The sequence below is a fragment of the Bradyrhizobium frederickii genome (assembly GCF_004570865.1).
Lineage (GTDB): Bacteria > Pseudomonadota > Alphaproteobacteria > Rhizobiales > Xanthobacteraceae > Bradyrhizobium > Bradyrhizobium frederickii.
The window spans coordinates 224,550-249,117 of the sequence record NZ_SPQS01000008.1 but is presented as its reverse complement, the minus strand read 5'-3'; the positions used below and the strand labels follow the sequence as shown (position 1 = coordinate 249,117).

Genomic DNA, 24,568 nt, shown 5'->3' with positions numbered 1-24,568 from the left:
TCATCCAGCGCCGCAAGGCCCTGGTCCGAACCAACTAGGATGCCTTTAAGGCAATTTGAGGCAATAGGGCGGCAGCTCTATTTCGCGCAACATGGTCAACAGAGATTGCATCGTCCGCCGACGTCAGCGGTGCCTGGTTCCCGCTCCGGATCCAGTCGTCCAGCGTCGCCTCCACCAGCCGTGCGATCGCGCCGAACCGGATCTTGCCGGCGATGAACGCGGCGACCGCGACCTCGTTGGCCGCGTTGTAGACCGTGGTCGCGCCCTTCCCCGTCCTGAGCGAATCGAAAGCCAGGCGCAGCCCGGGGAAGCGCTCGAAATCGGGCGCCTCGAAGGTCAGCTGGCCGATCTTGGCGAGATCCAGCTTGGCCGCCGGCCCCTTGATCCGGTCGGGCCAGCCGAGGCAATGCGCGATCGGAGTGCGCATGTCAGGCGCGCCGAGCTGGGCCACCACCGAGCAGTCGGAAAATTCGACCATGCCGTGAATGATCGACTGCGGATGAACGAGAACGTCGATTTCCTCGGGCGCAAGCGCGAACAGATAGGACGCTTCGATCACCTCGAGGCCCTTGTTCATCATCGAGGCGGAATCGATCGTGATCTTCTGGCCCATGCTCCAGTTCGGATGCTTCAGCGCCTGTTCGAGGGTCGCCTGCTCAATGTCCGCCGGCTTCCAGGTGCGGAACGGGCCGCCCGAGGCCGTGATGATGACGCGGACCAGTTCGTCGCGGTTGCCGGAGCTCAGCGCCTGGAACAGCGCATTGTGTTCGGAATCGGCCGGCAGGATGCATGCGCCCGCCTTGGCGGCACGCTGCATGAAGAAATCGCCGGCGCAAACCAGACATTCCTTGTTGGCCAGCGCCACGTGCGCGCCGCGATCGACCGCCGCCAGTGCCGGCTTCAATCCGGCGGCGCCGCTCACGGCCGCCATCACCCAATCGGCCGGACGCGCGCCGGCTTCGATCACCGCGCTTTCGCCGGCGCCGCATTCCGTGCTCGTTCCCGCCAGGGCGGCCTTGAGCTCGGCGAATTTGGAGGTGTCGGCGATCGCGACATAACGCGCGGAAAATTCCTTCGCGAGCTTTGCCAGCGCCTCGACGTTGCCGTTCGCCGTCAGCGCTTCGACGCGGTAGCGCTCGGGCGAGGCGCGCAGCAGATCCATCGTGCTGTCGCCGATCGAGCCGGTGGCGCCGAGAACCGTGACGCTGCGGACGGACGCCGCCGCAGCCTTGTTGTTTCGCAATGGGACCGCGCTCATATCCTCACCAAACCATAAGACCGCTTCCGGCGCTATGCACACCATGGCGGAGAAAGCCGATAATCCAGGCCGCCAGGATGGCGGCGACAAAACCGTCCAGGCGGTCCATAAGCCCGCCATGGCCGGGAATTAAGTGACTGGAATCCTTGACACCGAAGCGCCGCTTCACGGCGGATTCGAAGAGATCGCCGAGTTGCGACACCACTGAGAGGACGGCGCCGACCAAGAGCAGCGGAACCGCCTTGCCGATGCCGCAAGCGGCAAAACCTCCGGCCACCGCAAGGCTCGCCACGAAGCCGCCGAGCGCGCCGGACCAGGTCTTCTTCGGGCTCACGCGCGGCCAGAGCTTCGGCCCGCCGATGCTGCGGCCGGCGAAATAGCCGCCGATATCGGTCGCCCACACCACGAGCAGCACGAACATCAGCGCGGAGAAGCCGTTGACGAGGTCCTTGCGCAACAGGATCGAGGCCAGCAACGCCGCCGCTGCGTAGGCAAAACCCGTCGCTGCCCAGACGAACTTGCCGCGCGCGATCAGCGTCACGATCGCGCCGCCGACGAGGCCAACGACGATGGAGGTCTTGAGCCCGCCAAAGGTCACGGCGGCGCCCATCATGGCGATGACGACCGTCCCTGCCCCGGTCAGCGCGGCCGAGCCTGCGCCGACCACCGTCAGCCATTCCGCGAACAGCCCGATCGAAACCAGGGTCACGAGCAGCGCCCAGAGCCAGCCGCCGGCATAAGCGATAGCAATGGCGAGCGGCGCCAGCACCAGCGCTGCGAGGACCCGCATCACCAGATTGCTCGGGGCAGGCTTGGCGCCCACCGGTGCGGAATCGTGTTCGCTCACGAGGCGGTTTTCGCGACCAGGCCGCCGAAACGGCGCTCGCGCCTGGCGAATTCGGCGATCGCGCCTTCGAGCGCCGCCTTGTCGAAGTCGGGCCAGTGGATCGGCACGAACACGAGCTCGCTATAGGCGGCCTGCCACATCAGGAAATTCGACAGGCGCTGCTCGCCGCTGGTGCGAATGATGAGATCGGGATCTGGAATGTCGGGCGCATCGAGATGCGCCCCGAGCGTCTCGGCATCGATCGTAGCAGGGTCGCGCTTTCCTTCCGCGACCTCGCGGGCAAGCTTTTGCGCCGCTTTGGCGATCTCCTGCCGCGAGCCGTAGTTGAAGGCGACGACGAGCGTGAGGCGTGAATTGTCGCGTGTCAGCTCCTCGGCCTCGTTGAGCAGCGCGCAGATGTCGCTCTCGAGGCCCTCGCGCTCGCCGATGATGCGGACCTTGACGCCGTCGCGATGCAGGCTCGCCAGGTCGTTGCGGATGAAGCGGCGCAGCAGGCCGAACAGATCGCCGATCTCGCTCGCCGGGCGCGACCAGTTCTCCGACGAGAACGAGAAGATGGTGAGATAGCGGATGCCGAGCTCGTGCGAGGCGCGCACGACGCGGCGCAGGGCCTCGACGCCGCGGCGATGGCCCTCCGCACGCGGCAGACCGCGCGCGGCCGCCCAACGCCCGTTGCCATCCATGATGATGGCGACATGCGCAGGCGCCTCGGACCGATCGGGTCCTTCCGTTGCGGGCGCGGCGGCGTTGGACATGAAGGCGATGCCTTAAACGGTGAGGATTTCTTTTTCCTTGGCGGCCAGCAGCTGGTCGATCTCGGCGATCGTGCCGTCGGTCGCCTTCTGCACCTCGTCGGCGTGACGCTTCTGGTCGTCCTCCGACATCTCGTGATTCTTCTCGAGCTTCTTGAGGACGTCGAGGCCGTCGCGGCGGACGTGGCGCGCGGCGACCTTGGCGGCTTCCGCATATTTGTGCGCGACCTTCACCAGCTCCTTGCGCCGCTCCTCGTTCAGCTCGGGGATGCGCAGCCGCAGCACCTGGCCTTCAGTTGCGGGCGACAGGCCGAGATTGGAATCGACGATCGCCTTCTCCACCGCCTTGACCATAGACTTGTCCCAGACCTGCACCGAGATCAGGCGCGGCTCCGGCACGCTGACGGTGGCGAGCTGGTTGAGCGGCATGTGACCGCCATAGGCATCGACCTGCACCGGATCGAGCATCGAGGCGGAGGCGCGCCCCGTCCGCAAGCCGCCGAGCTCGTGCTTGAGCGACTGGACGGCGCCCTGCATGCGGCGCTTCACTTCGTTGAGGTCGAAATTACCCGTGGGCATCACGTTTCTCCTTCAAAATCCCGGCGACCGCTCCCGCGCCTTCCCTTTCGGGCGCGCCAGATGAGCCGTCAGCCGGCGACGATGGTTCCGTGGCCGACGCCGCGCAGAATCGCGCCGATCGACCCCGGCTCCGCGATCGAGAATACGATGATAGGCAGCGACGTCTCGCGGGCAAGCGCGAAGGCGGTCGCATCCATCACCTTGTAGCCGCCCTCGATCGCCTGCGAATGGGTCAGCCGGTCAAACCGCGTGGCGGCGGGATCCTTCTTCGGATCGGCCGAGTAGACGCCGTCGACATTGGTCGCCTTCAGCACCGCCTGAGCGCCGATCTCGGCGGCGCGCAGCACCGCGGTCGTATCGGTGGTGAAGTACGGATTACCGGTTCCGCCGCCGAGCAGCACGATACGTCCTTCGGCGAGATATTTGTGCGCCGCAGTGCGGGTGAACAGCTCGGAAATCTCGGGCATGACGAAGGCCGACAGCGTGCGCGCCGGCGTGCCCTTGCGCTCGATCGCGGCTTCCAGCGCGAGGCAGTTCATCATGGTGGCGAGCATGCCCATGGTGTCGCCGGTCGGGCGCGAGACGCCGCGGGCGGAGACCTCGACGCCGCGCACGATATTGCCGCCGCCGATCACGACCGCAACCTCGGTGCCGAGCTTGCGGGCGGCGATCAGATCATCCGCAACCCGGTCGACGGTCGGCTGGTCGATGCCAAAGCCTTGCTGTCCCGCGAGATATTCGCCGGACAGCTTGATCACGACGCGACGATAGACCGGATCAGTCATGAGCACCTTCCTTGTCCGGGCGCCGCTTCCGGCGGCACGCCGGAAGGAACGTTCCGGCGCTTACTTCTTGCCGCTGGCCGCGGCGACCTCGGCGGCGAAGTCGCTTTCCTGCTTCTCGATTCCCTCACCGAGAGCATAGCGCACAAAGCCCGCGATCTTCACCGCGCCGCCGACCTTGCCCTCGGCTTCCTTCACCGCCTGCGCCACCGACTTGCCGGTGTCGTGGATGAAGGCCTGCTCGAGCAGGCAGACTTCCTTGTAATAGGTCTTCAGGCCGGACTCGACGATCTTCTCGATCACGTTCTCGGGCTTGCCCTGCTGGCGATATTTGTCGGCGAGCACGTCCTTCTCGCGCTTGACGACCGCCGGATCGAGGCCGGACGGATCGAGCGCGAGCGGGTTGGCGGCGGCGACATGCATCGCGATCTGGCGGCCGAGCGCTGCGAGCTCGTCGGCCTTGCCCGGCGATTCCAGCGCCACGATCACGCCCATCTTGCCGGCGCCGTCGACGACGGCACCGTGGACGTAGTGCGCCACGACGCCCTGGCTCACCTCGAGCGCAGCGGCGCGGCGCAGCGTCATGTTCTCGCCGATGGTGGCGATCGCGTCGTTGATCGCGGCTTCGACCGTGACGTCACCGACCTTGGCGGCCTTGATCTTCTCGACGTCGGCGCCGACGTCGAATGCGACCTGGGCGATCATCTTGACCAGGCCCTGGAACTGACCGTTGCGCGCGACGAAGTCGGTCTCGGAATTGACCTCGACCACGACGCCCTTGGTGCCCTTGGTGAGCGCGCCGATCAGACCTTCTGCGGCGACGCGGCCCGACTTCTTGGCGGCCTTGGACAGGCCCTTCTTGCGCAGCCAATCCTGCGCCGCTTCCATGTTGCCGTCGTTTTCGGTCAGCGCGGCCTTGCAGTCCATCATGCCCGCGCCGGTCGACTCGCGCAGGTCCTTGACCATCGCAGCTGTGATCGTTGCCATCGTTGAAAATCCTTTGTGCCTGCCGGTTCGCCGCGGCGTGGCTTCGAAGCGCCCCGCCGCGGTCCATCTCAGGAATTCGCGTCAACTGAAATGGTGGCCGGATCTCATCCGGCCAGCCCATCGCTCTCTCGACTATTCCGCTTCTGCGGTCAGCGCCTTGGCCTTGGCCACCCAGGCATCCGCGCGGCTCGGCAGACCGACTTCTTCGCCGATCGTGTGCGCGGTGTCGTGGTCGAGCTCGGCGAGCTGCCAGTAGTGGAAGATGCCGAGGTCGTTGAACTTCTTCTCAATCGCACCCGACACGCCCGGGAGCTTCTTGAGGTCGTCGGCGGTGCCGCGCGGACCTGCAAGGCCCTGGAAGCCGCTCGTCGACGCCGCCGGCAGCTCCTCGACGACCGGCTGGGTCGAGGCACCGACGTCGACGCCCGAATCGCCTTGGGCCCGCGAGATGCCGTCGATCGCCGCACGCGCGATGAGGTCGCAATACAGCGAGATGGCGCGGCCGGCATCGTCATTGCCCGGCACCACATAGGTGATGCCCTTCGGGTCGGAATTGGTGTCGACGATCGCGGCGACCGGAATGTTGAGGCGCTGGGCCTCCTGGATCGCGATGTCTTCCTTGTTGGTGTCGATCACGAAGATCAGGTCGGGCAGACCGCCCATGTCCTTGATGCCGCCGAGCGAGCGGTCGAGCTTGTCGCGCTCGCGCTGAAGCGTCAGGCGCTCCTTCTTGGTGTAGGAGCTGGCATCGCCGCCCGCCAGCACGTCGTCGAGGTGACGCAGGCGCTTGATCGAGGCCGAGATCGTCTTCCAGTTGGTCAGCGTGCCGCCGAGCCAGCGCGAATTGACGAAATACTGCGCGCAGCGCTTGGCCGCGTCGGCGACGCCGTCCTGCGCCTGGCGCTTGGTGCCGACGAACAGGATGCGGCCGCCCTTGGCCACCGTGTCGCTGACGGCCTGAAGGGCCTGGTGCAGCATCGGCACGGTCTGGGCGAGGTCGACGATGTGGATGTTGTTACGGGTACCGAAAATGAACGGAGCCATTTTCGGATTCCAGCGGTGCGACTGGTGACCAAAGTGCACGCCAGCCTCGAGCAGCTGACGCATAGTGAAATCGGGTAGTGCCATCGTTCTATTTCTCCGGTTGGTTCCTCCGGAAACGTGTGAGCAAAACGGAGCGTTCTCGCCCCGGCTGCCACCGGACGGCCTTGTGAGCCATGTTTCCGTGTGAGATGGCGCGCTATATAGCGCCATTTCGGTCAGAAGCAAGGAAATAAGGCGGCGCTCGCGCGCGCCCGAAAGCTGCGGTCGCTACGCTGGCGCCGATTCCCGGCGCCCTCCTCGACCGGCTAGCACTTCGGCTGGCCGGGCGGGCAAGACTTCGGGGGAGGTCCGGCGGGCCTCGGCGGAGGCGGAGGCGGCGCCGCACGCGGCGGCGCGGCAGCCATCGGCGGCGGCGCCGGCCGCGCAACAGGCGGTGGCGGCGGCGCGGGCCGTGCAACCGGAGGCGGAGGTGGCGCCGGCCGCGCCATTGGAGGCGGTGCGGGCCGGGCCACGGGCGGCGGTGGGGCCGGCCGGGCCACGGCCGCGGGCGGAGGCGCAGCCCGGGGCGGCGGAGGCGGTGCGACCCGAGGCGGTGGCGGCGGCGTCGGTCGCGCCAGAGCCTGCGGATGCGCTGGCGGCGCGACGGGCTTGGCAGCCGGCGGCGGCGGGCCGGGCCGATGATCCGGAACCCTGGACGGCTCCCGCGCTGCCACCGGCGGCGGCGGTGGAGGCGCCGCCGGCCTGACCGCGCTCGGGACCCCCGGCCGGCCGGTGGCCGCGCTCGGAGGCGGCAATGCGCCAGGCTGGGGACCGGCCGGCCTGCCACGCCGGTCAGTCGCGGACGGCGGCTGGTTGGGCGCCGGCGCGGTCGCCGCGTTCGGCTGCGCGGGCGGGATGTTGCCGGCGGGCGAGGTGGTGGTCGCAACGGGTTTGCCGGGGGGTGAGGCAGCGCCGGGCGCGCGCCCTGCACCAGCCGGCGGCGGCGGTCCGCCAGGGGTCCCGGGGATCGGCAATGTGTTCGCCTGCGGCAGCTTGGCGGGCGCTGGTGGGTGCGGCGTCGCCGCAGCATTGCCGGTCGGCGCCGTCGCGGTCGGACTTGGCGCGGCGTTCGGCGCGGCAGCACCGGGCGCAACCCCCGCCCCCGTCGGCGGAGCGCCCGGCGTCCCCGGCGCCGGCAAGGTATTGGCCTGCGGCAGCTTGGCCCCGGCCGGAGGCTGCACTGTTGTAGCGGGAGCGACATTGGCCGGAGCTGGTGCCGGGATACCCGGCCTCGCCGTCGGCTGGATCGTCGCGCTCGGCGGCATCGGTGCCTTGCCCTGCTGGATCAGCGCGGCGCGCTGCGCGACCGCCTGCGGCACGGCCGGCCCTGCCGGATTGGCACGGCCGGCAACCGCCGGCGCCAGATTGGCCGGACTAGGTCCCGGCCCCGCGGCCGGCGCAGGTGCCGGCGGGCGATTGATCACAGTGTCGATCACCGTCGTATTATGGATGTTCTGGTAGATGATGTTGTTCGGCGGCGGCGCGACATAGACCGGCGGCCGGACGAACACCGGAATCGGCACGAACACCGGCTGTGGCAGCACGAACAGGCCGACCACCGGCAGCGGCGGCGCCAGCACGACGAAATCCGGCGGCGGCGGCGGCAGATAATAGACCGGCGGCGGCGGTGGCGGCGCGAAGCCGAAATCGGGGTCGCTGAAATACAGCACCGGACGGTCGAAATAGACCACCTCCTCCGGCGGCGGTGGCGGCACGTCGTAGTCCAGCATCGTGAAAGTCGGCGGCGGCTCGAGCGGCGCGGTCAGGATCGCGAGCCTGCGCCGGGCATCGCCCGCATGCGGCCCGCGCGGATAGCGGCGCAGATACGACCAATATGCGTCCGGCGTATCGGCGCGATAGGTCCGCCTCCAGGTGATCGCCTCGCGGCGCGCAGCGACGATCGCCATCACGCGCTTTGCGAGCGGATCGCCCGGATAGGCCGCGAGGAATTCCTCATAGGCCGGCAGCGTGTCGCGCGCGAGCGCGGCGGCATAGGCGTCCTGCACGCCGAGATCGCGGATCGGCTTGCTGCGGATCGCGGCGACCTGGTCGGGTGCGGTCTCCGGCGGCGGCGCGTCGGGCCCGCGCTCGAAGAACGAGAACGGCGCCGAGATCTTCTGCTCGTTCCAGGGCACCTGCGCGCCCTTGCTGGCCTCGTTGACGCGCAGGCGGACACGGTCGAACACCTCCGCCAGCGGCAGGCCGCCGGTGCGGATCATCTCGGCCAGCGACTGCGCATAGATACCGTACGGCCCCGGCTCCTCCGGCGCGACGGTGCCGGGCGCCGCGTTGAACGCGATCAGCATGTTCGCGTCGGGCTCGACCAGCGCCAGACCGCCCGCGATCCCGCCCTCGATGAACGGCTGCGCGCGGGCCGCGTCCAGCACAACGATGTTGGCCTTGAGCGGAATCGCAGCGAGCTGACGCACATAGTCGCTGATGCGCAGGGCCTCGGTCGGAATGTCGGTATCGCGCGCGATGTTGGAATCGACCGGGATGAAATAGTTCTCGCCGGCAAGCTGCACGCCATAGCCCGCAAGATAGATCATCGCGACGGTTCCCGGCCCCGAGGCCTGGGCCTTCTGGATGAAGTCGCGAAGACTCTTGCGCAGCGTGTCGCCGTCGAGATCGCGCGCTCCGACGACGTCGAAGCCGGCCGCCTGCAGCGTCTGCGCGATCAAGCCGGCATCGTTCGCGGGGGTTGCCAGCGGCGACTTGGCATAGGCGCCGTTGCCGACCACGAGCGCGACGCGCTTTTCCGGCTGCTGCGCGCGGGCCGCGTCCGGCGCGCCGGCGGCAAGGACCATGATAGGCAGGAGAAGGCAAATGAAGACTCTGAACGTCCCACGCATGGCTTGCTTGCCCGTTATTCTTGTTGCGGTGCCACCACGCATCAGGCGCGCGGCCAGCTGAACGGCGCTTGAACGAAAAGCTCGGATTGAGGCGGTGGCGTGGCCGCGCCGCCGCTCGCGTCAGCTCCGCAGCAGCCTCACGGCGACCTCAAGTCAGCGTCGAAACGGCGCAAGGCTCCTTCAGGTCCCTGCGCAGCGCGCCTCACTCCACCGCTTGCAGCTCGGCGAGCTTCGTTCGCGCCGTCGCCTCGTCCAGCGCAACGAGTTCGGCCGGACCGGGATTGGCCTCGCCCGCCGTCGCGACGGAAACCGCAGCAAGCCCGATCAGACCGCCGAGGACCGCTCCGCCCGTCGTGGCATCATGCCTGGGGCTGCTCTTGATGAGATAGAAATGCGTCCGGCCGGCTTCCATCACGATCTCGCGCTTGGTGTCGCCCGGAAACATCAGCTCCGTCACCAGCAATTCGTGGCGACCTGCCGGCCGATCGGCATAGGCATATTTCCCAGCCACCACCTTGCCAAGCGGCGCACCGTCGAGCTTCACCTCGCAGGCGCAGATGGCCATGCTGAGACCATTCCGCTTGTCCTGGAGCAGGACGACGCGCGAATGTCCGGCGCGCGGAGGTCCGACTTTCTTTGATACAGAGGCAAAGTCGGTCCCGACCTGATCGCTGACACAGCCCACCAGCATCGCACCGACGGCCAACAACAACGCGCCCCGTCGCAACATCGCACACCCCAGTCCATTCCCCGGGATGCATGCTAGCTGGAATCAGCGACAGGTTGCAACAACGTCCGACAACCATCGCGGAGATCGCGCAGACCGGACGTCGGTGCTGCTGCACACGACGCCCGATGCTCCAAACGCCGGGCTTTAGCCCTGGGCAAGCAACTCGACAGTGCCCGTGCTCAGCCGATAGATACCGCCGACCACCTTGAGCTTGCCCTGCTCGACCGCTGCATTGAGGATCGGGGCGGCCGATTTCAGCTTGGCGACATTGTCGATGACGTTCTGGCGGATGGCGTTGTCGAGCGCGTTGCCGCTCTGCTGGGCCGCGGTCTTCACCGCCGGCGCGATCGCGGAGATCAGCGTGGGGATGTGTCCGGGCGGCGGCTTGTCGTCCTTCAGCGACTTGATCGTGGCGTCGACGGCGCCGCAATTGTCGTGGCCGAGCACCAGGATCAGCGGCGTGCCGAGCACGGCCACGGTGTATTCCATGCTCGCAACGGTCTCGTCGCCGGCAAAATTTCCGGCGATGCGGCACACGAACAGATCGCCGCGTCCGCTGTCGAAGGCGTATTCGGGCGCGATCCGCGAATCGGCGCAGCTCAGAACGGCTGCGTAGGGATTTTGACCGCCGACCAGAGCCTCGCGCTCATGCTTGAAATCGTGGCGGCGCGACACGCCCGACACATAGCGCGAATTGCCCTCCATCAGCCGCTTCAGCGCCGCATCGGGCGACAGCACGTTCTGGGGTTTCGGCGGTGCCTTCGCCTCCTTGGCCGACGCGGCCCCACCAAACGCCGCGGCCCCGAGCGCGGAGGCGGCCAAAAGCATCATCGAGCGGCGGGAGGGAGCGAGCGATTGATGCGGATTTTCAGAGCATTTGTCACACATGGTTGTTCTTCCTTGGTTTCGCGCCGGGAAACAACTGATAGCTGTACCCGGCAGAGTTCGAAACCATGCGTGGATCTGATAGTTAAGTCTTGGTTTGCGACGGTGCAGGCATCATCAGATCTGCTGGACGTCCACCACGCCCGCGACCGCCTTGATCGCGCCGGCGATCTGCGGCGAGACCTTGAAGCGGCCGGGCAGCTTCATCTCGACCTCGGTCTCGAGGTCGAGCATCATCACCAGCGAGACCTCGCCGTCGCCATTTCCGCGCGGCGCAATGCCCGGACTGCCGACCTTCGCCGCAGCGCCGTTTGCAGCCGCCATATCGGGGCCGGCCAAACGCTTGGCGATCGAATCCAGCGGCTTGGTATCGCGCACGAAGATGCGCAGGCCCTTCTGCGTCTTGGCGGCGGCATCGTCGAGCGGCTCGGCATGCAGCACGCGGGCGCGGACGTCCTCGCCCTGCAGCTCGGCGCCCAGTTGCAGCAGCACGGCGGCGCCCGGCTCCAGCACGTCGCGATATTGCGCGAGGCCTTCGGAGAACAGCACCGCCTCGAAATGGCCCGTGGGATCGGAGAGCCCCATGATGCCCATCTTGTTGCCGGTCTTGGTGCGCCGCTCCATGCGCGAGACCACGGTGGCGGCGACCTTGCCGGCGGTGGCGCCGGTCTTCACCGCGCGCGAGAATTCCGCCCAGCTCTGCACCCGCAGCCGCTTCAGCACGGTGGCGTAATCGTCGAGCGGATGGCCCGACAGGAAGAAGCCGACGGCGTCGTATTCGCGGCGGAGCTTCTCCGCCGGCAGCCAGGGTTCGATCTGCGGCAGCATGATGGTCGGCGCATCCGCCGACATCCCGAACATGTCGTTCTGGCCGATGGTCTCGGCCTGATGTGCGCGCTGGCAGGCGGCCAGGATCGAGTCCGCGCCGGCGAAGACCCGGGCGCGGTTCGGCTCCAGCGTGTCGAAGGCGCCGGCGGCGGCGAGACTTTCGATGATGCGCTTGTTGATCGCGCGCGGATTGACCCGCGCGGCGAAGTCGGCGAGCGAGGTGAATAATCCCCGCTTGGTGCGCTCCTCGATGATCTGCTCGATCGCCTGGATGCCGACGCCCTTGAGCGCTGCGAGCGCGTAGTAGATCGTCTTCTCGCCGACCTCGAAGGTCGCGCCCGAGCGGTTGATGTTCGGCGGCTCGACCTTGATGCCGAGGCGCTGCGCCTCGGAGCGGAATTCGGAGAGCTTGTCGGTGTTGTTGAGATCGAGCGTCATCGACGCCGCGATGAACTCCACCGGGTAATGCGCCTTCATGAAGGCGGTGTGGTAGGACACCAGCGCGTAGGCTGCCGCATGGCTCTTGTTGAAGCCGTAATCGGCGAACTTGGCGAGCAGCTCGAAGATGGTCTCGGCCTGCCCCTTCGGCACGCCGTTCTTCACCGCGCCGGCGACGAAGATGTCGCGCTGCTTGTCCATCTCGGCGCGGATCTTCTTGCCCATGGCACGGCGCAGCAGGTCGGCGTCGCCGAGCGAATAGCCCGACATCACCTGCGCGATCTGCATCACCTGTTCCTGGTAGATGATGACGCCGAAGGTCTCCTTCAGGATCGGCTCCAGCACGGGATGCAGATATTCCGGCTCCTCGTCGCCGTGCTTGCGCGCGCAATAGGTCGGGATGTTCGCCATCGGGCCCGGCCGATACAGCGCCACCAGCGCGATGATGTCCTCGAAACGGTCCGGGCGCATGTCGACCAGCGCGCGCCGCATGCCCTGGCTTTCAACCTGGAACACCCCGACCACCTCGCCGCGAGCCAGCATCTGGTAGCTCTCGGCATCGTCGATCGGCAGCGTGGCGAGATCGACATGGATGCCGCGCGGCTTGAGCAGCTTCACCGCGACGTCGAGGACGGTGAGCGTCTTCAGGCCAAGGAAGTCGAATTTGACGAGGCCGGCCGGCTCGACCCATTTCATGTTGAACTGGGTCACCGGCATGTCGGATTTGGGATCGCGGTAGAGCGGCACCAGCTCGCTCAAGGGGCGATCGCCGATCACGATGCCGGCGGCGTGGGTCGAGGCGTGCCGCGTCAGGCCTTCGAGGCGCTGCGCGATGTCGAAGGCGCGCGCCACGATCGGATCTTCGTCGCGGAACGCCTGGAGCTTCGGCTCGCTCTCGATCGCGGCCGCAAGGGTCACCGGTGCGGCCGGATTCTGCGGCACCAGCTTGGTCAGCTTGTCGACCTGGCCATAGGGCATTTGCAGCACGCGGCCGACGTCGCGCAGCACGCCGCGCGCCTGCAGCGTTCCGAAGGTGATGATCTGCGCGACCTGGTCGCGGCCGTAGCGCTCCTGGACGTACTTGATCACCTCGCCGCGGCGGTCCTGGCAGAAGTCGATGTCGAAGTCCGGCATCGAGACGCGTTCGGGATTGAGGAAGCGCTCGAACAGCAGGCCGAACTTGATCGGATCGAGGTCGGTGATGGTCAGCGCCCAGGCAACCAGCGAGCCCGCGCCCGAGCCGCGGCCCGGCCCGACCGGAATGCCTTGGCTCTTCGCCCATTTGATGAAGTCGGACACGATCAGGAAGTAGCCCGCGTATTTCATGCGCATGATGACGTCGAGCTCGAACGCCAGGCGCTTGTTGTAATCCTCTTCGCTGGTGCCTTGCGACAGGCCGTGGACGCTGAGGCGCTTGGCGAGCCCCTCCTCCGCCTGGCGCTTCAATTCCGCCGCCTCGACTGCCGCAGCGTCCGAGCTCTGCGCGGCGCCGACGGTGAAGAGCGGCAGGATCGGCTTGCGCGTCATCGGGCGGAAGGAGCAGCGCTCGGCGATCTCCACCGTTGAGGCCAGCGCCTCCGGAATGTCGGCGAACAGCACCGCCATCTCGGCGCGCGTCTTGAAGCGATGATCGGGCGTGAGCTGCTCGCGCTCGGTCTCGGCGATCAGCCGCCCGCCGGCGATGCAGAGCAGCGCGTCATGCGCCTCGTAATCGTCGGTCGTCGCGAAATAAGGCTCGTTGGTCGCGACCAGGGGCAGGCCCCTGGCGTAGGCGATGTCGATCAAGCCGCTTTCGACGCGCCGCTCCTTCTCGGTGTTGTGGCGCTGCAATTCGATGTAGAGGCGATCGCCGAACAGGGCGGCCAGACGCTCGCAGCGCAAGGCCGCGAGCTCGGCATGACCGCCGGCAAGCGCCAGCGAGATCGGCCCGTCCGGTCCACCCGTCAGCGCAATCAGGCCCTCGGTCTCGCCCTCGAGCCAGTCGAACTTGATGTGGGAGGCATGGGTGTCGGGCGTCTCCAGGAACGCGCGCGAGTTCAGCCGCATCAGGCTGCGATAACCGCGCTCCTGCGCCGCCAGCAGCACCACGCGCGACGGCCCCATCGCGTTGCGCGCATTCGGATCCTGATCGCCGAAATCGATCGCCAGCTCGCAGCCGACGATCGGTTGGATGCCGGAACTCGCCATCTTGTCGGAGAACTCCAGCGCGCCGAACATGTTGTCGGTGTCGGTCAGCGCCAGGGCCGGCTGGTGGTCTTTCTTGGCAAGCTCGGCGAGCTTGCCGATCTTGATCGAGCCCTTGAGCAGCGAATAGGCCGAGTGAACGTGAAGGTGGACAAATCCGGCGCTCGGCATGGTCGCGTGACGGCCTCTTGCAGATGGAATGGAGCGGTCGCCGGCGCCTCAAGGCATCATGCACCCGCATCTGCCCTCTTCTGCCGACTCGCCTCGCAATGGTGAGGTGCCGCAGCTTCAGAGTCCACGCCCGAGCGGCCAATTGGCCGCGCCGTCCTGCTTTTCCCCAAGGGCCAACGGGGCTCCCGCCCTGGAGCGCCGCAATCAGAGCTGCGGTATGACTTGAGCCCAGATCGCGATCATCCCGACGAACAGCGTGATCGACGCCAGTGCGGCGGCTTCTTCGACGAAAACCCTGAACATGTCTCGCTCCCTTTCCAGAACGTATGAAGAACATTGTTCTCATTTTGTTCTGAAGAGTCAAGCGCGGCGGACGGCCTCCAAGGGCAATGGTTAACTCGCTGAATTCACGCAATAAAAAAGCCCCGGCCAAGGCCGGGGCTTCTCTACGACCGCTCCAAGGAGAGCGATCAGGATCAGTAACGGCCGAGCACCGGGCCGCCGAACTTGTAGTTCAGGCGGACGAGACCCATGTCGACGTCCTGCTTGATGCGGTCGGTACCCGCCAAGCCTGCGAAAGTGACGTCCTTGTCCGACAGGAAGATGTGGTTGTACTCGACGCCAACCGACCAGTTCGGCGCAAAACCGTACTCGAGGCCGGCACCGACCGTACCGCCCCAACGGGTCTGGTCGTTCGACGACAGCAGCGCGCCCGAAGCCGTGCTGAACACGTCGTACTTGACGCCGACCACAGCCGCACCGCCCTTGACGTAGACCAGGACGTTGTTCCAGGCGTAGCCGACCTGACCGGTGATCAGACCGAACGAATCGATCTTCGAGCGGTTGCGAGTGGCGAACAGCGCGCTGACATTGTCGCCCGAGAAGTCGGCCCAGTTGCCCTGACCTTCCACGCCGAACACCCACTGGCCGGACTGCCAGCGATAGCCGATCTGGCCACCGACAGTGCCACCGGTCGCGTCGTGCGAACCCTCACGGCCGCCGCCGACGAGATCCCAGGTGGAGTGCGACGAACCACCGCCGCCGTTGATACCGATGTAGAAGCCGCTCCAGTCGTAGATCGCGGCAACCATCGCAGGCGCCTTGGTGTAGGGCCGCGCCGCGAGGTCAGCAGCCAGCGCCGGCGCCGCCGCGCTCAGCGCGACCAAGCTCACAGCAGCAAGCAACAAATTCTTCTTCATTTGATTCCCGTTCCAGTTTCTTCAGAGGCCCCCGGGCCGTGCCGTCGTCATATCAGCGATCGACAGAATTGCTGTAACCTCGACGCCACAGTTCGCGCCAAAGGCCCGCGCTTCATTAATGAAGATTTATCAGCGCGCGTCCGAAACCCTTTGAAACAAGTGTTTTCCGTAGTTCCCATATTCGCTGGAGGGCGCAAGCTGCGTACGCGCGTAACGACGTCGCGCGCACATTCGCGTGATGCCGAATTGAAAATGCGTAGATGAACAGCTCCGCCCATTGTCGCCACATTTCTCGCTCGCGCTCGCCACATTTGGGCGCGCGTCGAGTGCAAGAGCGAATGCGGATGCAAGCAAGGTGCGTCGGCGGCGATCGTGCGGCAACCGCGACAGGCGATGGCGATGCAGCCAGGAATGACGCGAAGTCGCGCGGCCTCAACCGGCCAGCGTCAGGATCAAAGGTCCGTTGCGGGTGGCGACCACGGTGTGTTCGTACTGCACGGTCGGCGCCTCGGGGCTGCTGTAGAGCGTCCATGGGTCATCGCCATTCTCCGCCCACTCGGCGCCCATGGAGAGGAACGGCTCGACGGTGAACACCAGGCCATCGGTCATGATGCGGCGTTCGGAGCGATCGGGCCACGTTGCGATCTCCGTCGGCTCCTCATGGAGCGACAGGCCGACACCGTGACTGGCAAGATTCCTGACCAGGCTGTAGCCGTTCTTCCGCGCAAAGGTCCCGATCGCCTGGCCGATCCCGGCAATCGGCCTGCCGGCGCCAACCTGCTGCAGGCCTGTCCACATCGCCCGCCGGCCGTTCCGGCAAAGACGCTGAATCGCACGGGCGACGGGCGGAACGGCGAAGGAGGCACCGGTATCGGCAAAGAACCCGTTCTTCTCGGCTGACACGTCGATGTTCACGAGGTCGCCGCTCGCGATCCGCCGCTCGCCGGGGATGCCGTGAGCGATCTCCTCGTTCACGCTGATGCAGGTCGCACCGGGAAAATCGTAAGCCAGCTCCGGCGCCGAACGCGCCCCGGCGGCCTCCAGCAGCTTTCGGCCGATCTGGTCGAGCTCGGAGGTGGTCATGCCCGGCTCGATCGCCTTCCCCATCGCCTCCAGCGTATTGGCGACGATGCGCCCGATCTCTTTCAGGCGCGTCAGGTCGTCGTCATCGGAGATCGTCATGTCGGGGCTCTCTACGAAAAGCGGGGCATAGCGTTTGCGTGGGCGGCTTGCAAACCGGAGCGCACTGCCGGAGAATCTTGCCGCCGCCGCGCCGCCAATTCCGCGGGGCGCATGCTCGCGGCCCGGACGTCGGCGAGTCGCCCATACGAGCCTGAATTGAACTACATGAAACCCGGGTTGCGCGGGAGGTAGCTGGCCCAATCGCCGAACGTTCGATTCGACATCAGCAGCATCGGGAATGTCAAACGCATCCCGTGGTCGATCGCTGCCTTTAGCGCCGGCTCGCTCGCACCCGGTAGGAAGGCCGAAATGGTTGGAAAACCACTCTTTGCCGCGCACGACAACGCAGCAGCAAGCGCAGAGCCCGCGAGATCCGGTCGGCGGACTGCAAGCGGGCCAATGTGTCCGTCCGAAATATAGACATACCCTACGCACTCGCTGTCCGAGTGAATGGTGTACCCGCCTGTCGTGCCATCGCTCAGGAGATAGCGATGATGCTTCGCTCTGGAAACACCGAGAGCACCGACGTCAATGAGTCCCAGCTCATCGAACCCGGCGGTCCCGTCCGCGAGAGATTCAAGACGGAGCCGCGGCTCAGCCAACCGCGACGCCAAGCGGTCACGAGGCACGCTGACCATGTAGATCGGAAAGCGCGGGAACAGTCCGTGACGGATGTATAATCCTTGAGAAACGTTGTTGAATGTAAAGGTGATTAGCGCCTTGATCGATGCTCCGCGCATATCTGCCTGGGCGAACGTTTTACTGATGAGTTGATTGCCGATGCCATCGCTCTGGCGATCAGGGGCCACGAACAGCTGCGCCAGAAACCAAAGCTCCCCACAAACCCAGCTCCACGCGAAACCGACAACTTCTCCGTCGTCATCTGCTACCCAAAGACCTTCGGGATCGTCCGCTAGCGAGAAAGCTTGGAAATCCTGCGGACGGGAGGACGCCATCCTTCCGAAGCCCCGCCGTTCGGTGAGTTCATTGATGCTGGCGACCACCATTTCGTCGGCTTGCTTCAAGTCCTCCATGCGAGCGGGCCGGCACACGATAGCCATTCGAGTCCTCCCCGGAATCGCCACGCCCGGCCAACTAACGAAGCGGGTCGCAGCATCGTCATCTTTGACTGACGTCTTAACAGAATGAGAGCGACGAAATCCTTGTCTGGAAATCAGGCCAGCGGCCGGATGTTCTGGTTCATGCGGAAGAAGTTTGTCGGGTCGTATTTCGCTTTGATCCGCTGTAGGCGCCGGTAGTTCGGTCCATAGGCGGCAGCGACAGGATCGCCGGTCTCGTCATCGTCGAGATAATTGACATAGCGGCCTGAGGCAAAGAAGGGCCGCATCCTTTCGTAGGTCTCGCGTGCCCAGGAGATGCTGCGGCTCGTGTCGCTGGGTTGCATCCATTGCGCAAGGATCAGAAAATTATAGCCCTCCTGCCGGTGCGGAAATGCCGTATCCGCTGTATCGACGCGGGCCGCCGCACCATGGATGTGTTCGAGGAGGAACTGACCCATCGGGGTCGGGCAGCGCGCGAAACAATCGACCATGGTCGCAATCGCACCATCGCTCAGCTCCGTCAGGAAGTTCGATTTCCAATAATTGAAGGCGCCTTTCGGATAGTTGGCGTCTAGCATGCGGTTGAGTTCGCAATAGGGCATCGGTCCGACCGCATCCAGGATCGGAGCCCCGAACTGTTTGAGCGGCCGCATCGCGTCCTCGGCATCCGCGACCGGACCGCAATGGCTGGTGACCAGGGCGGCGACCTCCGTGCCGGACCCGTCGGGCGCGTGGGTCAGGGATGCAAACAGCATGTGCTCGTCCGCGAGCGATCGCGTGCTGGCCCTGAAGAATTCGAGCACGTCACGGGAGCGCTCGATCGGGTGGATGATCGGGCCGCCGGCGATGATTGGCCCGACCGTATGAAGATCGTATTCGAGGCCGGTGGCGATCCCGAAGTTTCCGCCGCCTCCGCGGACGGCCCAGAACAGATCGGGCTCCTCTTGCTTGCTGGCCCGTAGAACCCTGCCCTCTGCGGTGACGAGTTCGACCGCCCGCAAGTTATCCAGTGCAAGGCCGTACTTGCCCATCAGCCAGCCCAGGCCTCCGCCGAGGGTCAGGCCGGCGATCCCGGTGGTCGAGACCACACCCCCGGTGACCGCAAGCCCGTGAAGTTGCGTTTCGCGATTAACCTCGCCCCAGGTGACGCCGCCCTGCGCCCACACGGTCTTGCCGACGGGGTCGACCCGAACGCCCTTCATGGGCGAGAGGTCGATCATGATCCCGCCGTCGATGGTTGCGCGCCCTGCCACATTATGGCCGCCGCCGCGAACCGCGACCTCGAGGCCGAGCTTGGTCGCAAGCGCGACGGCATCAACGACATCGGCCACGCTACGGCACCTGGCGATCAATGCCGGCCGTTTGTCGACCAGCCCATTGTGGACCCTTCGCGCCTCCTCATAACCCTCGTCGGCTGGCTTGAGGAGTTGTCCTCCGAAGGAAGCGCCAAGATCGGCGGCAGCGCTGGCGACAGATGCGATCGACGACATGACATGGTCTCCTCAGCCTGACTGGCGATATCCTCGATCGCGGGCTGTCTCGGAGCAAATCCGAAGAATTCAGGTGACGGTGAATTGATTTCACCTACACTGACCTCATGCACAAGTTGCCGCCCCTGATCGAGCTTCGCGCCTTTGAAGCTGCCGCTCGCCACCTGAGCTTCAAGAAGGCCGCGGCCGAACTCGGCGTTACGCCAACGGCGATCAGCCACCAAATCGGACTGCTTGAGCAATATTGTGGTCGCGCTCTATTCCGCCGCAGGCCACGGCCTCTTTCTCTGACCGATGCCGGCGCGCGGCTTTTTCCCGCCATCCGCGACGGACTCGAGGTGTTTGCGACTGCAATTATGGCCGTCAGGCAGGAAGGCGACCAACAGCCTCTTCGGGTGACGACGACCAACGCTTTCGCCAGCCGCTGGCTCGTGCCTCGCCTGCCCCTCTGGCGGACGTTGCATCCCGACGTCCGGCTCGACGTCATCGGCACGGACAGTGTGCTCGATCTGCAAGCCGGAGATGGCGACGTCGCCATTCGCTATGCGACCAGCCGGGTCCGGCCGACAGACGGAATCGTCGATGATCTCTTCAGCGATACATTCTGGCCCGTCTGCAGTCCGCGTCTACTTGCAACGGGGCGGCTGAAAAGACCACTCGACCTTGCAAGCCACGTTCTGATCCACTCCTATTGGTCTCCTGCCGATCGCGAGCCACCCACATGGCAGAGATGGCTCGCCACGGCTCAGCGCAGGTGGCGCGAAGTGCCCCACTTCAAGGACATGCAACACTTGAGTTTCCGGGAGGAACTGCACGCTATCGAGGCGGTGATCGCTGGACAGGGAGTGGGGGTTTTCAGTGATGTGCTCGTAGCCAACGACCTCGCAGCTGGAACGCTCGTGAAAGTGTTCAAGTTGAGTTTGCCTGGCTACAGCTTCCATGTGGTCAGCAAGCCGAACCATCCTCGCGCGCGGACCATCCGCGCCTTCTCGGAGTGGTTACGGTCAAATCCTTGATCCGCTGCTCGGTGCCCTCGAAATGTCCAATGCAGCTCAAGCGGTGCAGTACGGACTGCCCGCAACAGCGCCTCCCGACGGCATGTGCGCTGGCCTTCACGTCTCCACACCTCACACAGGCGTGTAAATCACCAGCTTCAGCGCGGGGTCGTCGTTGGCCTGGAAGCTGGTGTGCTCGAACCGGAGCAGGCCCCTGGTCGGATGGTTCATGGTCTTGAGGCCGGACATCGTGCTGCGGATGTCGTGGGCTTCCCACCATTTGACAAATTCCGGACTGCCCTGGCGCAGCCGCGTCAGCAGCTCCGTAAAGGCGGGATCGCCGGCCCAGACGTCATGGGTGGCGCGGAACATCGCGACCATGCTTTTCGCAACCTCGGTCCAGGTCGCACCGTAGAATTTTCGCATCTGCTTGTTGGTCATCACCAGCAGCAGCGTGTTGCGATCCTGCTCCGGCAATTGCCCGAAGGCGAAGATGTCCTCGGCGGCCTCGTTCCAGGCCAGCACGTCCCAGCGCCGCCCGGTGACATAGGCCGGCTGGTGCAGGCTCGCGATCATCCGCCGGATCGGCGGTGGCACGATCTCGCGCGTGAACGCGCCTCTGGCACCGTCACGCGCCAATGCCTTCAGGTGCGCGTGCTCGGCCTTGCTGAGACGGAGCGCACGGGCGAGCGCGTCGATGGTGGTGACGGACGGGCTGACGGTGCGGCCCTGCTCGAGCCGGATGTACCAATCGACGCCGATGCCGGCGAGCTGCGCGACCTCCTCGCGGCGCAGCCCCGCGGTGCGCCGGCGGCGGCCAGCCGGAAGCCCGACGGTCTTCGGCGACAGCTTTTCGCGGCGGGACCTGAGAAAATCGCCGAATTCGACGCGGCGCGGGTCGGCCATCGCTGTCGCTCCTGCATGGAGGGCCCCTGGAATACTAGGATAATACCAGGCCTTTTTGTTCCCTCCAAGGCAGCGCATATCGGCATCACCCGACGTCGAGGTGATCATCATGAAAGCTGCCGTGCTCAATTCCTTCGGTTCGCCGCTGGCGATCGAGAATGTCCCCGAGCCGGTGCTCGGCACCGGCGAGGTCATCGTCGACGTCGTCGCCACGCGTGTGTTGTCGTACATGAACGAAGTCTTCGACGGGACGCGCAATTACGCACTCGACCTGCCGATCATCCCGGGTCCTGGCGGCATCGGCCGGGTGCGCGCGATCGGCCCGGACGCGACCAGGCTCAGCGTCGGCGACTGGGTGTTCTGCGATCCGACGGTGCGCTCGCGCGACGACGCGGCGGCGCCCGACATCGCGCTGCAAGGGCTCACCGCCGCCGGTCCCGGCGGCATGCGCCTGCAACAGCATTTTCGCCACGGCTCGTTTGCCGAGCAGATGCGCCTGCCGACCGAGAACGTCAAACGGATCGGCACGATCACGTCGGAGGAAGCGGCGCAATGGTGCGCGCTGGGCACGCTGCTGGTGCCTTACGGCGGCTTCCTCGCTACGAACCTGCGACCGGGCGAGACCGTGCTGGTGAGCGGGGCCACCGGCAATTTCGGCAGCGCAGCCGTCTCCGTCGCGCTGGCGATGGGCGCCGCCTGCGTGGTCGCACCGGGCCGCAACGAGACGATCCTCGCCGATCTCGTCCGCCGCTTCGGCCCGCGGGTGAAGCCGGTCAAGCTCACTGGCGATGAGGACGACGACCGCGAGGCGATGAAGCGCGCGGCGTCCGGCCCGATCGACTGCGTGCTCGACATCATGCCGCCCTCGGTCAGCCCGACCGTCGTGCGCGCGGCGATCATGACCGTGCGCCCCTATGGACGCGTCGCACTGATGGGCGGCGTCGGCATGGCCGGCGGCGCCGGGCTCGAGCTGCCCTACCCCTGGATCATGCGCAACTGCATCAGCATCCACGGCGTCTGGATGTACCCGCCGGATGCCGCGAGCCGCCTGATCGCGCTGGTGCGCGCGGGACTGCTCAGGCTGGACGAGTACGAGACGACGGCGTTCGACCTCGACCATACCAACGAGGCCGTGGCGCACGCCGCTGCCAATGGCGGGCCGTTCAAGATGACGGTGATCCGGCCTTGACCGCTTGCGGCGCGGCGGAGCGCGATCGCCGATTTTTTTCGCAAGTCCCGCCAAACACTTGGCTACTGTGCATGGGGTTGTTTTCGCAGTTTTGTCAGTCGAGCTCGACCACCTGGCCGTTCGACAGCGACACGCGCCGGTCCATGCGGCCGGCGAGCTCCATGTTGTGGGTCGCGATCAGCATCGACACTCTGGTCGCCTTGACCAGCTGCATCAGGGCCTGGAACACGTGATCGGCCGTGTGCGGATCGAGGTTGCCGGTCGGCTCGTCCGCGAACAGCACCCGCGGCGCATTGGCCACCGCGCGGGCGATCGCCACGCGCTGCTGCTCGCCGCCCGACAGCTCGGCGGGGCGATGGGTGATGCGCTCGCCGAGGCCGAGATAGCCGAGGATCTCCTTGGCGCGCGTGACGCTCTCGGACTTCTTCAGGCCACGGATCATCTGCGGCAGCATGACGTTCTCGAGCGCGGAGAACTCCGGCAACAGCCGGTGCGACTGGTAGACGAAGCCGATATCGGTGCGGCGCAGCTGGGTGCGTTCGATGTCGGGCAGCTGCGAGGTCGGCGCGCCGTTGACATAGACCTCACCGGAATCCGGCGCCTCGAGCAGCCCTGCGATGTGCAGCAGCGTCGACTTGCCGGATCCCGACGGAGCCACCAGCGCGACCGATTGACCGGCCCACAGCGCCAGCTTGGCGCCGTCCAAAATCGTCAGCGGCACCTCGCCCTGCAAGTACTGCCGCTTTATCTCGTGGAGATAAATGACCGGTACATCGTCAGCCCCCTGCTGCTCCATCAGCCCCTCACTCGTACCGCAGCGCTTCGACGGGATCGAGGCGCGCGGCGCGCCACGACGGATACAGCGTCGCCAGGAACGACAGCGTCAGCGCCATGATGACGACGGCCGTGGTCTCGCCGATGTCGATTTCGGCAGGCAGCTTCGACAGGAAATAGAGCTCCGGCGAGAACAGCTCGGTAGAGGTCAGCCAGGACAGGAATTGCCGGATCGATTCGATGTTGAGGCAGATCACGAGCCCGACGAAGAAGCCGACCAGCGTGCCGACCACGCCGATCGAGGCGCCCGTGATCAGGAAGATCCGCATGATCGATCCCTGCGAGGCGCCCATCGTGCGCAGGATCGCGATGTCGCTGCCCTTGTCCTTCACCAGCATGATCAGGCCGGACACGATGTTCAGCGCCGCGACCAGCACGATCATGGTCAGGATCAGGAACATCACGTTGCGCTCGACCTGGAGCGCGTTGAAGAAGGTCGAGTTGCGCTGCCGCCAATCGACCAGGAACACCGGACGTCCCGCGGCCTCCGTCACCGCCTTGCGGAAGGCGTCGATCCTGTCGGGGTTTGTGGTGAACACCTCGATCGAGGTGACGTCGTTGCTGCGGTTGAAATAGGCCTGCGCTTCGGCAAGCGGCATGAACACGAAGCCGAGATCGTATTCGGACATGCCGATCTCGAACACCGCGACGATCTTGTACGGCTTGATGCGCGGCGTCGTGCCCATCGGAGTGACCGCGCCCTTCGGCGCCACCAGCGTGATGCTGTCGCCGGCATGCAGCGAGAGCTGGTCGGCGAGGCGCCGGCCGATCGCCACGCCCTGCCCTTCGTCGAAGCCTTCGAGCGAGCCCTGCTTGATGTTCTTGGCGATCGAGGTGAGGTTGTTGAGGTCGTCGGAGCGGATGCCGCGCACCAGGACGCCCGAGGCGTTCCATGGCGACGACGCCAGCGCCTGGCCGTCCACCACGGGCGCGGCGAGCCGGATGCCCCCGACCTGGCTGAGGCGGTCGGCGACATCCTTCCAGTCGGTCAGCGGCGATTCCAGCGGCTGCACCAGGATGTGGCCGTTGAGCCCGAGGATCTTGTCGAGCAGCTCTTTGCGGAAACCGTTCATCACGGCCATGACGATGATCAGCGTCGCCACGCCCAGCATGATGCCGAGAAAGGAGAACCCGGCGATGACCGAGATGAATCCCTCCTTGCGGCGCGCCCGCAAATAGCGCGCCGACAGCATCCACTCGAATGGCGCAAAAGGCGCGGTCTGCACGGTTTCGGTCATGGTCTCATCCATCGCTCGATAATCCCATGATTCGGGGTCAATTGTGGCCGGATTGGCGGCCGCGATATCGCGATGAACAATATTCAGCCGACCAGCCT

At 65.9% G+C, this 24,568-nt stretch carries 20 protein-coding genes; 2 read left to right on the top strand and 18 right to left on the bottom strand.

Annotated features, from left to right (window positions below; translation table 11 throughout):
- Positions 1–34: 34 nt before the first annotated feature.
- From dxr to E4K64_RS16285, 15 genes are all read right to left on the bottom strand, one after another.
- Positions 35–1,258: a 1-deoxy-D-xylulose-5-phosphate reductoisomerase gene (gene dxr / locus E4K64_RS16355; RefSeq protein ID WP_126257376.1), complete on the bottom strand. Its 1,224-nt coding sequence runs from the start codon at positions 1,256–1,258 to the stop codon at positions 35–37.
- Positions 1,259–1,262: 4 nt separating this feature from the next.
- Positions 1,263–2,105 (bottom strand): phosphatidate cytidylyltransferase, encoded by an 843-nt coding sequence (locus E4K64_RS16350; protein ID WP_135164421.1) that lies wholly within the window; start codon positions 2,103–2,105, stop codon positions 1,263–1,265.
- Positions 2,102–2,860 carry an isoprenyl transferase gene (locus E4K64_RS16345; protein WP_126257374.1) on the bottom strand — a complete coding sequence of 253 codons (759 nt, stop codon included), beginning with the start codon at positions 2,858–2,860 and terminating at the stop codon, positions 2,102–2,104. The genes E4K64_RS16350 and E4K64_RS16345 overlap by 4 nt, the downstream gene beginning before the upstream one ends.
- Before the next feature lie 12 nt (positions 2,861–2,872).
- Positions 2,873–3,436, bottom strand: a complete 564-nt coding sequence (gene frr, locus E4K64_RS16340) for a ribosome recycling factor (RefSeq protein ID WP_126257373.1) — start codon at positions 3,434–3,436, stop codon at positions 2,873–2,875.
- A 68-nt stretch (positions 3,437–3,504) separates the two neighbouring features.
- Positions 3,505–4,221 carry a UMP kinase gene (pyrH, locus tag E4K64_RS16335; RefSeq protein ID WP_135164420.1) on the bottom strand — a complete coding sequence of 239 codons (717 nt, stop codon included), beginning with the start codon at positions 4,219–4,221 and terminating at the stop codon, positions 3,505–3,507.
- 60 nt (positions 4,222–4,281) lie between these two features.
- Positions 4,282–5,205: a translation elongation factor Ts gene (tsf, locus tag E4K64_RS16330; protein ID WP_126257371.1), complete on the bottom strand. Its 924-nt coding sequence runs from the start codon at positions 5,203–5,205 to the stop codon at positions 4,282–4,284.
- A 132-nt stretch (positions 5,206–5,337) separates the two neighbouring features.
- Positions 5,338–6,333 carry a 30S ribosomal protein S2 gene (locus E4K64_RS16325; RefSeq protein WP_126257370.1) on the bottom strand — a complete coding sequence of 332 codons (996 nt, stop codon included), beginning with the start codon at positions 6,331–6,333 and terminating at the stop codon, positions 5,338–5,340.
- Positions 6,334–6,554: 221 nt separating this feature from the next.
- The gene (locus E4K64_RS16320) at positions 6,555–9,140 is read right to left on the bottom strand and encodes a caspase family protein (RefSeq protein ID WP_135164419.1); all 2,586 of its coding nucleotides are present in this window, start codon (positions 9,138–9,140) and stop codon (positions 6,555–6,557) included.
- A gap of 202 nt (positions 9,141–9,342) precedes the next feature.
- Positions 9,343–9,870: a DUF2846 domain-containing protein gene (locus tag E4K64_RS16315; protein WP_167772043.1), complete on the bottom strand. Its 528-nt coding sequence runs from the start codon at positions 9,868–9,870 to the stop codon at positions 9,343–9,345.
- A gap of 144 nt (positions 9,871–10,014) precedes the next feature.
- A complete protein-coding gene (locus E4K64_RS16310; protein ID WP_135164418.1) occupies positions 10,015–10,758 on the bottom strand; it encodes a carbonic anhydrase in 744 nt (247 codons plus the stop codon).
- 114 nt (positions 10,759–10,872) lie between these two features.
- Positions 10,873–14,376 (bottom strand): DNA polymerase III subunit alpha, encoded by a 3,504-nt coding sequence (gene dnaE / locus E4K64_RS16305; RefSeq protein ID WP_135164417.1) that lies wholly within the window; start codon positions 14,374–14,376, stop codon positions 10,873–10,875.
- 476 nt (positions 14,377–14,852) lie between these two features.
- The gene (locus E4K64_RS16300) at positions 14,853–15,575 is read right to left on the bottom strand and encodes an outer membrane protein (RefSeq protein ID WP_135164416.1); all 723 of its coding nucleotides are present in this window, start codon (positions 15,573–15,575) and stop codon (positions 14,853–14,855) included.
- 432 nt (positions 15,576–16,007) lie between these two features.
- Complete coding sequence (gene map / locus E4K64_RS16295) at positions 16,008–16,757, bottom strand: type I methionyl aminopeptidase (RefSeq protein ID WP_135164415.1); 750 nt, start codon at positions 16,755–16,757, stop codon at positions 16,008–16,010.
- 161 nt (positions 16,758–16,918) lie between these two features.
- Positions 16,919–17,818, bottom strand: coding sequence for a GNAT family N-acetyltransferase (locus E4K64_RS16290; RefSeq protein WP_167772042.1), 900 nt, complete (start codon positions 17,816–17,818; stop codon positions 16,919–16,921).
- A 113-nt stretch (positions 17,819–17,931) separates the two neighbouring features.
- Positions 17,932–19,308, bottom strand: a complete 1,377-nt coding sequence (locus tag E4K64_RS16285) for an FAD-binding oxidoreductase (RefSeq protein WP_135164414.1) — start codon at positions 19,306–19,308, stop codon at positions 17,932–17,934.
- Between the two features lie 107 nt (positions 19,309–19,415).
- Between E4K64_RS16285 and E4K64_RS16280 the strand changes: the two genes are divergently transcribed.
- Positions 19,416–20,324 carry a LysR substrate-binding domain-containing protein gene (locus E4K64_RS16280; RefSeq protein WP_135164413.1) on the top strand — a complete coding sequence of 303 codons (909 nt, stop codon included), beginning with the start codon at positions 19,416–19,418 and terminating at the stop codon, positions 20,322–20,324.
- A gap of 111 nt (positions 20,325–20,435) precedes the next feature.
- On the opposite strand, the gene E4K64_RS16275 is transcribed toward E4K64_RS16280, so the two are convergent.
- Positions 20,436–21,209, bottom strand: coding sequence for a helix-turn-helix transcriptional regulator (locus E4K64_RS16275; protein ID WP_135164412.1), 774 nt, complete (start codon positions 21,207–21,209; stop codon positions 20,436–20,438).
- A gap of 109 nt (positions 21,210–21,318) precedes the next feature.
- On the opposite strand from E4K64_RS16275, the gene E4K64_RS16270 reads away from it, so the two are divergent.
- Complete coding sequence (locus E4K64_RS16270) at positions 21,319–22,398, top strand: zinc-binding dehydrogenase (protein ID WP_167772041.1); 1,080 nt, start codon at positions 21,319–21,321, stop codon at positions 22,396–22,398.
- 94 nt (positions 22,399–22,492) lie between these two features.
- Here E4K64_RS16270 and E4K64_RS16265 read toward each other — a convergent pair whose 3' ends face one another.
- Both E4K64_RS16265 and E4K64_RS16260 read right to left on the bottom strand, forming a co-directional pair.
- The gene (locus E4K64_RS16265; RefSeq protein ID WP_164718564.1) at positions 22,493–23,194 is read right to left on the bottom strand and encodes an ABC transporter ATP-binding protein; all 702 of its coding nucleotides are present in this window, start codon (positions 23,192–23,194) and stop codon (positions 22,493–22,495) included.
- 7 nt (positions 23,195–23,201) lie between these two features.
- Complete coding sequence (locus tag E4K64_RS16260; protein WP_028136099.1) at positions 23,202–24,482, bottom strand: lipoprotein-releasing ABC transporter permease subunit; 1,281 nt, start codon at positions 24,480–24,482, stop codon at positions 23,202–23,204.
- Between the last annotated feature and the right edge of the window lie 86 nt (positions 24,483–24,568).